This window comes from Paenibacillus sp. fava2, assembly GCF_058313675.1.
This window is the reverse complement of the sequence record NZ_CM177755.1, coordinates 2,902,612-2,914,577: the sequence shown is the minus strand read 5'-3', so window position 1 is coordinate 2,914,577 and position 11,966 is coordinate 2,902,612. Positions and strand designations below refer to the sequence as shown.

Genomic DNA, 11,966 nt, shown 5'->3' with positions numbered 1-11,966 from the left:
GTCTGAGGATGAGTTAAAATAAAACAATTCCGCCCACCGCCGACAAGAGAATCACCGCAAATGGATGGATTTTATACCGGATTACCGCAATAAGACTCGCCGCACAAATCAGCAGCATCCCGAAGCTCTGCCAGCTCAGCCAGGACGCCTCTGCGCTCCCCAGGCCAAAATGAATAGCGGCATATACAATAAGCCCCGTAATGATGGGACGTAAGCCATAGAAAGAGGAACGCACCCATTTCTTGCTCTGCATCCTAAGAAAAAAGGCTGTAAACAAAATGACAATGAGCAGTGAAGGCAGGATAATGCCAATCGTAGAAACGATCCCGCCTATAATCCCCATTTGTGAATAGCCGATCAGGGTGGCTGTATTGGTCGCTATGGAGCCCGGAGCCATTCCTGCCAAGGAAACAAGCTCCTGGAATTGCCCTGCGGTAATCCATCCTTTGTCTGCTATTTCGCGTTGAATCAGCGTAATTACGGCATAGCCGCCGCCAAATGAGATCAGTCCAACCTTAAGGAATAAAATAAATAATTCCCACAACATGCTACCAGCACCTTCAGATGTAATATTCAAGATAATTCAAATCCGCCTGCTGGTCCTTGACCTGCTTTTCTGTTTGGGCTGAAAGACCAAGCACCTTTTTGACGGTAATAATAGCGACTCCTGCCACAGGTCCTCCCAGAATAAGATATAAGGAATGCAGCGGGGTGAACAGCAGCAGCAGCACACTGATACAGGCAATCAGCATCGTAGGGATATCCATGATCGACGCCTTGCCTATTTTATAAGCGGCCACAATAATCAACGCGACAACCGCAGCATGAACGCCTTTAAGTGCTGCCTGCACTTTGGGCACATCCTGGAACAGCATACCTAAAATGCTCAGAATGAGCACAACCAGAAAGGTCGGCAGCGTAATGGCGAATACAGCAACGACAGCTCCCAGGACACCGGCCAGTTTATATCCTACAAAAGCAGCCGAGTTTACCGCTACCCCTCCCGGCGCTGAACCTGCAACCGAAACCATATCCCCGATCTCTCCCGGCTTCAGCCAGGCCTTCTTATTCACAATTTCCCGCTCGATAGCTGTAATCATGGCATACCCGCCCCCGAAGGTCGAAGGCCCCAGCTTAAAAAAAAGTGTAAATAACTGCAGCAGAACTTTAATCTCTTTCTTTTTCCGTACTTCCATTGCAAACCTCCGTACCCATATTGCCCCGTTTACCCGTTCAGACTTTAAAAGTATACCACGTTAATTCCATTTTGGTAAAAAGTATGCTCATATCATTGTGTATTTCTTGTTAACGTTCTGATTTCCGGCATACTCTTGATTATTCTCTGTGAAACTCTACCAACTTTCATCCAAAATGAAATTAACTTCATTATTCCTATATCAATAACTGGATAAAACTCCTTTTATCCGATATACTGGGCATATCCCGACCTATCCACTTGGAAATGGAGCAGATGTTGATGCCTAACCCTTCCCTTTTTTCAATCAAAAAGCAAATCTATAACCGGATCGCCTATCTGGGAACCGTCTCCAAAGCCGATTTACTCGAGCATTTCTCCATTACAAGCAGCAGTATGACCCGGATTATCGAAGAGCTGCTCGCGCAGGGGCTGATTCTTGTTTCGGGACTGGGTACATCAACCGGCGGCCGCAAGCCTATTCTTTTTCAGGCCAACCCTTCATACCGATTTCTTCTGGGACTTGATATCTCGCGGATCAGTTCCTCCCTTGGCTTGTTCGATCTTCAGCTTAACTGTTTATCCTCCGTGCGCTGGGAGATGGGTCCTGAGCTTTCACCTGAACGTCTCATTGAACTTGTAAGACAAGAAACGGATGCCATGCTGCAAAAGCATAATATACAATATGAACAATTACTCGGTTTGGGAATCGGGGCAGTCGGCCCGCTGGATGCGCAAACGGGGGTTATTCTGAAGCCGGAATACTTTTTGTCAGATGCCTGGAGCAATGTTCCTATATGCAGACTCTTAGAAGAACAGCTGCGGATTCCGGTCAAGCTGGATAACGGGGCTAATACAGCGCTGCTGGCCGAGCATTGGGCTCTGCGGGATGAGGCCTGCAAGAATATGCTCTATGTACATGCAGGCGTTAACATACGGTCTTCCATTATGTCCGGAGGACAGATTATCCGGGGGACTGCTGATACGGAGGGAGCCATCGGCCAGATGATCATCAGGACAGGCGGACGGAGACTCGGGGATAAAGGGAATTATGGTGCCCTGGAAGCTTACGTATCTCTTCCTTCACTCGAGGAACGCGTCCAGTCCCAGCTTAGGATCGGCCGCGAAAGCTCCCTGCCGTCTGTTCTGCCTGAACACATCACCTTTTCTACCCTGCTGGAGGCTCTGGAACGTAAGGACACTTTTGTACGGGAGATGTTCCTTGAAACAGCTTCCTATCTGGGAGTCGGCCTGGCCAATATGATCAATACGGTTCTTCCCCAGTATGTGATTGTCGGCGGGGCACTTGTTAATGCTGATCCCGTAGTCTATGAAACGGCGGTTAACGTGGCTCGGAAAAATATATATGACTCTTCAAGCTACAAGCCGGTATTTACCCCAGGTATTCTTAGAGAAGAAAGCGTTATGACCGGCGCGGCACTCCAGCTTCTTCAGGATTTGGAGATCTGATTAACCGTCAGCTGTTGGTTAGGACAAAGTCTAATTTTCAAAAGAGTTTGACTTTGTGCTAACTATATCGTATTATTCGAATATAAGGATATAACCTTCCGGGAGGAATACCATGAATAATACCGCTTTTCATAATAGTGATTCCAAGCAATATAACGAACTGGCTGAATTATTAAAAGCCTTGTCTCACCCTGTCCGGCTGTGCATTGTACGCGGCCTGATGCGCAAGAAGAAATGCAATGTATCCTATATGCAGGAGTGCCTGGACCTTCCGCAGTCGACAGTTTCCCAGCATCTGCAGAAGCTGCGCAGTGCCGGCATTGTTGCGACTGAGCGCAATGGCCTGGAAGTGAACTATGTTCTTGCTGATCAGCGGATTGAACAAATGATACCTATTTTATTCGGAGAGGAAGATTGTGAATCATGAGCAAGAAAGTATTGATTGTGGGCGGAGTTGCCGGGGGTGCCTCCGCAGCAGCCCGCCTGCGCCGTCTGGACGAGCATGCCGACATTATTCTTTTTGAAAAAGGCCCTTATATCTCATTTGCCAATTGCGGCTTACCTTATTATATTGGCGGTACAATTACGGACCGCGAACGTCTGCTGGTCCAGACCCCTAAGGGCATGGCAGACCGTTTCCGGATTGATGTGCGGATTCAGAGCGAAGTCATAGGTATTGACCCTGTCAAACGTACGGTCCAGGTCCGGAGCGAGGAACGGGGACAATATGAGGAAAGCTATGATGAACTGATTCTGTCACCGGGTGCCCGGCCCATCATTCCCGATCTGCCCGGAAAGGACCATCCGCTCATTCATACCGTCCGGAACATTCCGGATATTGACCGTATAAAAGAGCTAGTTACTTCTCATAACAACCAAACTTCAATTATAATCGGCGGCGGATTTATCGGAGTTGAAATGGCCGAAAATTTAAAGGAAGCCGGCTTAGCAGTGACGCTCGTTGAAGGAAACGGGCAGCTGCTGGCGCCTTTTGATCCCGAGCTGGCAGCACCCATTGCCCGGGAAATGGAACAGCATGGCATAAATCTGCTGTTCTCGGAGCGGGTCCAGGGCTTCCGTTCCCTTGACCAAGGTATTGGCGTGGATCTTGCCAGCGGCCGTATGCTGACTGCAGATTTGGTCATTCTGGCAATCGGAGTTACTCCGGATACGGCTTTTCTGCGGGACAGCGGGGTCGCACTGGGATCACGCGGACATATTCTTGTGGATGAAACGCTGGAAACCAATATCCCGCATATCTATGCTGCAGGCGATGCCATTGAGGTTACAGATTATGTTCATGGCACCAAGACCGCCGTTCCGCTTGCCGGCCCTGCCAACAAACAAGGCCGAATCATCGCAGACCGGATCGCCGGACTTCCTTCCGTTTATAAAGGAACGCAAGGCTCATCCATTATTAAGGTTTTCGGATTGACCGGAGCTTCCACAGGAAGTAACGAGAAGACTTTGAAGCGTCTTGGCGTCAGCTATCAGACGGTCATCGTCCATCCCGGGTCCCATGCGTCCTACTATCCCGGTGCAAGTCCGATTACACTCAAACTGCTGTATACGCCGGAAGGTAAAATTCTCGGGGCACAGGCAGTCGGCTATGACGGGGTTGACAAGCGGATTGATTCGATAGCCACAGCCATTCATTTTGGCGGCCATGTCAGTGACCTGACAGAGCTTGAGCTGTGTTATGCCCCTCCTTATTCTTCTGCAAAAGACCCCGTTAACATGGCGGGTTACGCAGCAGATAATCATACAGCCGGCCGTGTACAGCTGTTCACCTATGATCAGCTTGATTCGCGTAAGCCGGATCAAACAATTCTTCTGGATGTGCGCAGTGCCCTGGAGCATCAGAACGGGCATATTCCGGATTCATTGTCCATACCGGTAGATGAGCTCCGGGAACGGTTGCATGAGCTGGATCCTTCCAAAGAAATCTGGATCTATTGCCAGGTTGGCCTGCGCGGATATACAGCTGCCCAAATTCTGCGTCAGCATGGTTATCAGGTGAAAAATCTCAGCGGCGGATACAAAACCTACCGGGAGTCGCAGTTTAAGCCTGTTCCCTCCTCCGGAGCGGGCGGCGGCAGCGGAACAGAGAAGAAGAACGATGAGCATGCTTCTGCTGAAAGCAAGCCTGCCCTTCAGATAGACAACGATTTAAACGTATGCGGATTAAGCTGTCCCGGTCCGTTAATGCAAGTCAAACAGGCCATCGATCAGCTTCCTGAAGGCGGGACGCTCCGTGTAAAGGCATCCGATCCGGGATTCTACGAGGACGTGAAGGCATGGGCGGCCATGTCCGGCTCTCAGCTGCTTCAGCTGGACCGCGGAAAAGGCGGCATCATCGAGGCCGTAATTGCCAAACAAAAGCCCTCTGCTCTACGTTCTTCAGACGCTGCTGCCGTTACACCTGCAAGTACCATGGTTGTCTTCAGCGGTGATCTGGATAAAGCCATCGCCTCTTTTATCATCGCCAACGGCGCTGCGGCCAGCGGCCGCAAAGTAACGATGTTCTTCACCTTCTGGGGGCTAAGCGTTATTCGCAAGCCTCAGACACAGAAGGTGCCGAAAACAATGCTCGGCAGAATGTTTGACCTGATGCTTCCGGGAAGCAGCCGCAAGCTCGGCTTATCCAAAATGAATATGCTCGGTGCGGGTCCGAAGCTGATCCGCAGCATCATGTCGGGCAACAATGTTGCCTCCCTGGAAGAGCTCATTCAGAGCGCAGCTGCACAGGGCGTAGAAATGGTGGCTTGCCAGATGTCCATGGATGTTATGGGCATCCGGCAGGAGGAGCTCATGGACGGGATCAAAATCGGCGGAGTCGGTTACTATTTGGGTGAGGCCGCTTCAGCGAACCATAATCTGTTTATCTAAAAGCTGTATAATACAAAAAGTCCCCGGTCAGCACAATTTGACCGGGGACTTTTTTCCGTTTTATTAATAGAGCTTCATCAGATTGTCCATCCCGTTTCCCAAAGTCAGCTCCATATGCCAGGAAAAGAATGAATGCGGCGGAATCAGCCGGGCTGTCCCGTTGCTGATTGCCGTGTCCAGGGAATCATAGTAGCCGATGCCCGGCTCAAGCGCACAGGTAACCCGGTCGTTGAACATGCCCTCATCCAACCAAACGCCAAGGTAAGGAACTTTGTCCGGCGGTACCCTGAGACACAGGAAATCACCGCTGTGCTCACCGTATAAACCGGAGCAGCCTTGCTCCACTTTGTCCGGGTAATACAGCTTTCTGCCATCCCCGGTTACAGCGGGATTAATCAGCGACAGCTGATCCCAATCGTAAAGCTTACCGGTGTTAAGGCTATGGCCTCCGTACACACACAGCATCTCTTTCATCGTCTGAGGAATAATAACCCTCGTTGGCTCTGTAATGGCGAACTGCGGGTGAGGCACCCATAGAAACGGCATAGGGCGGTCACTCCGGTTCTCAACCTGGTAATCAAACCGGACCCGGTCAGCCGAAGGACAGGAGATGGCCCTGGTGAACAGGAACGGAAAGCGCGGACTGCGGACCGAGCTGACAACGGAACCTGCGCTGATCCTGCAATCCCACGGCAGCGGCCATATCTCCCCGTGATCGGATAGTTCAGCTGTACCGTCTTCATCCCAGTGACAGCTGTTAATCGTCGGAAAACACTCGTCCCAGCCGCTCATATCCCACTCGCCGAAGGAAGTGCGGTACTCCGGCTTACGCAACTCGCGCAAGCCGGAATCAAGCAGCCATTCCTTTCCTGCCGGTTTGTAGATGAGCGAGACCAGCTTTCCGCCGATCTCCGGCACCGTTTCCATCCTGATCTGAGCGCTTTCGATGACAACTGATTCGAAGCCTTTGTAGGTAGCCTCAGTTATGGTAACCGGGTTTGCGGGTGTCATCATCCTGTTCCCTTACTTGGCAAGGAATGCCTTCGTCTGGGCTTCCACTTCTGCCCTCACCTTCTCTATGCCCGCTGCTTTTAGCTTGTCATTCAGCGTGGCGAACGCTTTATCCACGTCCTTTACAGAGCCGATTGTAATCGGCAGGTAATACTGGGAGGATACATTTTTCAGGTTGGCGATTTCCGATTTCACCTTCTCCGAATTAAAGGAGAAGCCCAGATAGGTCGCCGGTGCAAGCATGTCTTTAATCTTGTTGTTTAGCTCGATGTAGGAATCCGTCCACGAGACGCTTGGTTTAAAATAATCCTTGTTGACGAACCAGAACCCGGCCGCATCCGCAGGATAGGTATTTGTTTCCGGTGTAATGCCTTCCGGCAAAGTAAGCTTGCCGTCAGCGGTTACGGCGTAGTTTTTGCCTTCGATTCCGTAGTAAGTCAAGTACACATAGGCTTCGTCCTGCATAATCAGATCCAGCGCCTGCAGGGCACGCTCCGGATTGGCCGAGTTGGCAGCGATGGCAACACCGTTGTTCAGCCAGCTGCTGGTAGGGGCATGGCCTGTCGGGGAGAGCACAGGCATGACATAGGTTTCAATGCCTTTATCTGCTGCGGCGGCAAGGGTAGCCTGGATATCAATAGAGTTACCGAAAGCAACACCTGCTTTACCCTCAATAAAATTATCCTTGGAACGCACCTTGTTCGAGTACGGATTCTTGTTCACATAACCGGCGTCGTACCATTGCTTCATGGTATCCGCAGCATATTTGAAAGCACCTTTCACAGGCTCGTCTGTAATGCTGAGAATTTTACCTTCAGGGTCCTCGTTGTCCGTAAACAATCCGACGGATGAAGGATCACCGGAATCAATCGGCGCACCCGGATAAGCGAACTTCTCGCTTGCCAAAGCACCGAACGGCGTCGGCAGGTCATACTGGGAATCCAGGTTAAGCGGAATCATATCGGGATAATTCTGCTTCACCGCTTCGAAATACGGGGTCAGCTCGGAGATCCGGGAAGGATTCGTCAGTCCGGCTTTATCCATAATATCCTTGCGCAGCACAATCACATTTACCTTGCGGTCCGGCGTTGTGGTCGGAATCATATACTGCTTGCCGTTGACCTGTGCCGCTTTATAGGCAGCCGGGTCCTGATTGGCATGGTACTTGGGCATATTAGTCTTGATCATCTCTTCATTCAGCTCAAGAAAAGAGCCTTTGTTCGCTTCTGACACATAGAAGTTCCAGTCTGCCGCGAATACAAAGTCTACATCCTGGCCCGAAGCAAGGATCAGCGGATATTTGGAGGCTACGTCCCCCCAGCCGATATAGCTGATCTCCAGAGTAGCATTGATGTCCTTCTTCAGCTTTTCATTAACAGCCTTCATTACCTCCGGCATGCCTTTGGGCGCTTCGCCGAGCAGATAGCCCGTAAGCTTCACTTCCTTGGAATTGTCCGGCTTGCCGCTCTCTGCCGCCGGTGACGCAGTAGCCGCTTCCGCCGGAGCATTGGTTGCTGCATTCTGCGGGCTGTTATTGTTTCCGCCGCAACCTGCAAGAACTGTAGTCAATAGCATTGCCGCACTTAATACCACAAGATTTCTTTTCTTGAAACCCATCATAAATCTGGCCTCCCTTGTATCTGATGACTAAATCTATATACATTCCGCCTCCAGGCGGAACCTATATCAGCCCTTGACGGCACCAATGGTGATACCGCTTACGAAATACTTCTGTACAAACGGAAAGATCAGCACAATCGGACCGGTAGCAATCACTGTCATTGCCAGCTTGAAGGTTTCCTTCGGCATATCCAGGTTGGACACATGCTGGGACATCGCAGCCGACAGGTTGATGGACGACAACATCTTGTACAGCAGATACTGCAGCGGAATCAAATGGTCTTTGTTCGTGAACATCATCGCGGTCCACCAGTCATTCCAGTAAGCCAGCGCTGTAAAAACACCGATAGAAGCAAGCGCCGGCTTCGTCAGCGGCAGCACAATCTTCAGGAAGATCCGGAAGTCCCCGGCCCCGTCAATCTTGGCCGATTCTACCAGCGGCTCCGGTACGGATCCGCGGATAAAGCTGCGCAGAATCAGGATGTACATCACATTGAACATCGGCGCCAGAATCAGCACAGCATACGTATTGGTTAAATGAAGATTACGGCTGAGCCAGATGTAATACGGGGCTAATCCCCCGTTGAACAACGTGGTAAAGAACAGGAAGAAAGACAATGCGTTGCGGTGCTTCAGGTCTTTGCGGGACAGGACATAGGCGGCCATCATGGAGATGAACAGGGAGAGTGCGGTTCCAACCACCGTAACGATGATTGAGACTTTGTAACCGTTTAATAGGTCCTCAGGATAGCGGAATATATACGTGAACGCTTCTAGCGAGAAGTCACGCGGCCAGAACCAGTAGCCTTCCTTGAGAATCGCGCTTTCGGATGAAAATGCCCCCGAGACCAGCACGATAAACGGCAGTACACAGATTAATGCGATGAGTGCAACAATGATGTACGCAATGACAGTGTATAGCGGCGCAGAATTCAGCTTCGGGTTAACGGTGTTGCTGTCCATAGTTATCACCTGCTTTTTATTAATAATGTAAGGATTAGAACAAGGCCTGATCTTTGTCGTATCTTCGTACCATCCAGTTGGCGCCAAGGATAATGATCAGCGTCAGCACGGACTGGTAGAACCCGACAGAGGAAGCCATTCCGAAATCGGCAGTACCCATCAGTGAGCGGAACGCCAGTGTATCAATAATATCTGTCGCATCCATCAGCAGCCCGTTGTTTCCGATTAACTGATAGAACATATCGAACTCCCCGCGCATGATCCGGCCCAGTCCGAGCAGCAGCAGAATAATCATGGTCGGCTTCAGGAGCGGCAGGGTAATTCTTGTTATTTTCTGAAATTTCGTAGCCCCGTCAATAGTAGCTGCTTCATAGATTTCCTGATCAATTCCGACGATGGCCGCCAGATACAGCACACTGCCATAGCCAACCCATTTCCATACATACAGGAACGGCAGAATGAGATACCAGTACCAGGTCGTCGAATAAATATCAATAGCTTCCAGATGGAAGGAGGCGAAGATCCGGTTGACAATGCCGTATTCATAATTCAGGAAATTGTAGACAAAGGCCGATACGGTCACCCACGAAATAAAGTACGGCAGAAACATGAATGTCTGGGACAGCTTCTTGAACCATTTCAGCCGGATTTCCGAGATGACGACCGCAGCCAGTATCGAGAAAAACGTATAGCAGGTTAAAAAGGCAAGATTGTAAATGATCGTGTTACGCGTGACAAGCCAGGCTTTGCCGGACTGGAAAAAGTAGCTGAAGTTGTCCAGCCCAACCCACGGACTGCCAAAGATTCCGCCCTTTACGGTATAGGACTGGAATGCCATTACAATGCCGGCCATGGGAATATAGGCAAAGATAATAAAATATACCGCAATGGGGGCAAACATCAGATACAGCACCCAATGGGAGCGTATATCCTTGAACCAGCCCCCTTTCGGTAAGCTCGCCGGCTTTGGCGCCGCCAGTGTTCCCGCACCTGTTTTGGGCCGGGTTTTCATATTCATATTGATCACCTTCCGTCTAGTTTCTGTTAGCCTCTCTCCTCTTTTATTGTAAGAGAGCAGCACCCCTGCCAGTAACGAGCCAAAGCTACGATAACCTTCGAAAACTTAAGGTGATAAAGCATTCCGCACGCAAAAAAGCAGCCTGCGGTAACATGCCCCGCCGGCTGCTTCACCTGGAGTATTCAGTTTTTCGTTAAAGACCAGTCATCCACACGCAGCCAGTTGCCTGCATTCGCAACACTGTATATGCCGACTTGCGCGCTGCCGTTGGTTACTGCAATATCGGGAATCGTAATCTCGGTCCAGTTGTTCATCGCCGTATTAACCGCCGCATTTTTCTCGGCACCGCCATAGTTTTTGACGAAAATCTGGGCCACCTGCTGCCCTCCGCCGCTCTTGACCCAGGCTTTCAAGGTATAGGTGCCGTTAGGCAGTCCTGATATATTCTGATACATGCTGGCACTGTAAGCGGTATCACTATACTGTGTCATTGAATAACGTCCGGTACGTCCGGGTGAAATGTTGGAGTTGGGATCAGCCGTGGTATTTTTCCAGTTGGACCAGCCGGTTAATGTGTTAAGCGTAATCCGGTCGGCCTCGTAGCTCGGATTCATAATGTAATTGTTCCCTGCGGCAACACTCCAGGTACCGGCTGCGGCGTCCAGATTGAATTTGCTCAGAGAGTTCAGTACAGGTTCTGTACCGTTAAAGGACAACGGCATCCACTGGTTATAACCAAGCCCGTTGCCGGCAAAGTCACTCCAGCGGTCACCGGCAAACAGGATGGTCGTCCCGGCACTTCCCTGTACATGGACGAAAAAGCCGGTCTGCGACACATGCGAATAGTCCTTTTCCGAATTGGTCATGATCGATTCCGCCGAATACGGTCCGGTTATACTGGCAGACGAAATGACATACGCGTGAGAGGCGTTCCAGCCATGCAGATCTGAGGAGGCGATGTAATATCTGCCGTTGTACTTGAACATTGCATTGCCTTCGCGTCCACCTGAGGTGCTCTGAAACACCTGGGTTGCCGGTTCAATATTCAGATAGTCGGAAGCCCGCAGCTCTGACACATAGGTCCGCGATCGCCCGTTGGCATTACTGAAGACCAGGTACGCTTTTCCATTATCATCCACAAAGGTGGACTGGTCTCCGGGAAGATTGTTAACTACATTGGTAATGGAAGTCTGGACATGGTGGAAGGCAAACGTTCCGGTAGGGGTACTGCTGGTGGCAAAAGCTACACCGCTGCCCTCAGGTCCGGCATACTGGGTAATTAACACATACTTTTGGGTATTGGTGTTATATACAACACCCAGCCGGCCCAGCCAGTCGGGGTCCCAGGTTGTCCCCTCTGCACCGGCTGTAATGACATTGCCTCGGAAGGTCCAGTTTACCAGATCGGTGGAGGAGTAGCAGGTCACTGCAGCAAAGCTGGTATCACTATTTTTGCCGCTCGGATTGTTATAGTAAGTCACTGCCCCATTGTATTTCACGCCGTACCAGTAATACGTATTGCCTACCTTGAGTATGTTGCCTCCCTGCGAATAAATCGGATTTCCGGCCGTATCCTTCCAGAATACGTCGTTGGTAATCGTTCCAGCTGCAGCCTTGGCCGGAAGCGGCCCGAAGGCTAATACGGTAATCAGAACAACCAAAGCCCATTGAAACATGATGAACAGCCTGCCCTTTTTCATTTACATACACCCTTCCTCAAATGGATTATGCTGATTCGCACCCATTATATAAGGAAGCCTTTTCCAGGATGTAGTAAGTAAAGCTATGATTTTCTTTTAA

Annotated in this window: 10 protein-coding genes; 3 read left to right on the top strand and 7 right to left on the bottom strand. The window is 50.4% G+C overall.

Annotated features, from left to right (window positions below; translation table 11 throughout):
- Positions 1-13: 13 nt before the first annotated feature.
- Both AC4G46_RS12335 and AC4G46_RS12330 read right to left on the bottom strand, forming a co-directional pair.
- Positions 14-547, bottom strand: a complete 534-nt coding sequence (locus AC4G46_RS12335; RefSeq protein ID WP_491128177.1) for a chromate transporter — start codon at positions 545-547, stop codon at positions 14-16.
- A 13-nt stretch (positions 548-560) separates the two neighbouring features.
- The gene (locus AC4G46_RS12330) at positions 561-1,196 is read right to left on the bottom strand and encodes a chromate transporter (protein ID WP_491128176.1); all 636 of its coding nucleotides are present in this window, start codon (positions 1,194-1,196) and stop codon (positions 561-563) included.
- Positions 1,197-1,477: 281 nt separating this feature from the next.
- Here AC4G46_RS12330 and AC4G46_RS12325 point away from each other — a divergent pair, with 281 nt between their 5' ends.
- From AC4G46_RS12325 to AC4G46_RS12315, 3 genes are all read left to right on the top strand, one after another.
- Positions 1,478-2,665, top strand: a complete 1,188-nt coding sequence (locus AC4G46_RS12325) for an ROK family transcriptional regulator (RefSeq protein ID WP_491128175.1) — start codon at positions 1,478-1,480, stop codon at positions 2,663-2,665.
- Positions 2,666-2,777: 112 nt separating this feature from the next.
- The gene (locus AC4G46_RS12320) at positions 2,778-3,092 is read left to right on the top strand and encodes an ArsR/SmtB family transcription factor (RefSeq protein ID WP_090711404.1); all 315 of its coding nucleotides are present in this window, start codon (positions 2,778-2,780) and stop codon (positions 3,090-3,092) included.
- Entirely contained in the window at positions 3,089-5,554 is a 2,466-nt protein-coding gene (locus tag AC4G46_RS12315) for an FAD-dependent oxidoreductase (RefSeq protein WP_491128174.1), read from the top strand. Before AC4G46_RS12320 ends, AC4G46_RS12315 begins: the two co-directional genes overlap by 4 nt.
- A gap of 63 nt (positions 5,555-5,617) precedes the next feature.
- Here the strand turns inward: AC4G46_RS12315 and AC4G46_RS12310 are convergent, their stop codons facing one another.
- The 5 genes from AC4G46_RS12310 to AC4G46_RS12290 all read right to left on the bottom strand — a co-directional run bounded on the left by AC4G46_RS12310 (position 5,618) and on the right by AC4G46_RS12290 (position 11,866).
- Positions 5,618-6,568 carry an aldose epimerase family protein gene (locus AC4G46_RS12310; RefSeq protein ID WP_491128173.1) on the bottom strand — a complete coding sequence of 317 codons (951 nt, stop codon included), beginning with the start codon at positions 6,566-6,568 and terminating at the stop codon, positions 5,618-5,620.
- 9 nt (positions 6,569-6,577) lie between these two features.
- Positions 6,578-8,185, bottom strand: coding sequence for an extracellular solute-binding protein (locus AC4G46_RS12305; RefSeq protein WP_491128172.1), 1,608 nt, complete (start codon positions 8,183-8,185; stop codon positions 6,578-6,580).
- 66 nt (positions 8,186-8,251) lie between these two features.
- The gene (locus AC4G46_RS12300; protein WP_491128171.1) at positions 8,252-9,148 is read right to left on the bottom strand and encodes a carbohydrate ABC transporter permease; all 897 of its coding nucleotides are present in this window, start codon (positions 9,146-9,148) and stop codon (positions 8,252-8,254) included.
- Between the two features lie 34 nt (positions 9,149-9,182).
- Positions 9,183-10,049 (bottom strand): ABC transporter permease, encoded by an 867-nt coding sequence (locus AC4G46_RS12295; protein WP_241781899.1) that lies wholly within the window; start codon positions 10,047-10,049, stop codon positions 9,183-9,185.
- A 299-nt stretch (positions 10,050-10,348) separates the two neighbouring features.
- Entirely contained in the window at positions 10,349-11,866 is a 1,518-nt protein-coding gene (locus tag AC4G46_RS12290) for a family 43 glycosylhydrolase (RefSeq protein ID WP_491128170.1), read from the bottom strand.
- Between the last annotated feature and the right edge of the window lie 100 nt (positions 11,867-11,966).

Bases quoted from the DNA above. Each gene is read 5' to 3' on its own strand.
- AC4G46_RS12335 (WP_491128177.1), bottom strand. From the start codon at position 547: ATGTTGTGGGAATTATTTATTTTATTCCTTAAGGTTGGACTGATCTCA.
- AC4G46_RS12330 (WP_491128176.1), bottom strand. From the start codon at position 1,196: ATGGAAGTACGGAAAAAGAAAGAGATTAAAGTTCTGCTGCAGTTATTT.
- AC4G46_RS12325 (WP_491128175.1), top strand. From the start codon at position 1,478: ATGCCTAACCCTTCCCTTTTTTCAATCAAAAAGCAAATCTATAACCGG.
- AC4G46_RS12320 (WP_090711404.1), top strand. From the start codon at position 2,778: ATGAATAATACCGCTTTTCATAATAGTGATTCCAAGCAATATAACGAA.
- AC4G46_RS12315 (WP_491128174.1), top strand. From the start codon at position 3,089: ATGAGCAAGAAAGTATTGATTGTGGGCGGAGTTGCCGGGGGTGCCTCC.
- AC4G46_RS12310 (WP_491128173.1), bottom strand. From the start codon at position 6,568: ATGATGACACCCGCAAACCCGGTTACCATAACTGAGGCTACCTACAAA.
- AC4G46_RS12305 (WP_491128172.1), bottom strand. From the start codon at position 8,185: ATGATGGGTTTCAAGAAAAGAAATCTTGTGGTATTAAGTGCGGCAATG.
- AC4G46_RS12300 (WP_491128171.1), bottom strand. From the start codon at position 9,148: ATGGACAGCAACACCGTTAACCCGAAGCTGAATTCTGCGCCGCTATAC.
- AC4G46_RS12295 (WP_241781899.1), bottom strand. From the start codon at position 10,049: ATGTTTGCCCCCATTGCGGTATATTTTATTATCTTTGCCTATATTCCC.
- AC4G46_RS12290 (WP_491128170.1), bottom strand. From the start codon at position 11,866: ATGAAAAAGGGCAGGCTGTTCATCATGTTTCAATGGGCTTTGGTTGTT.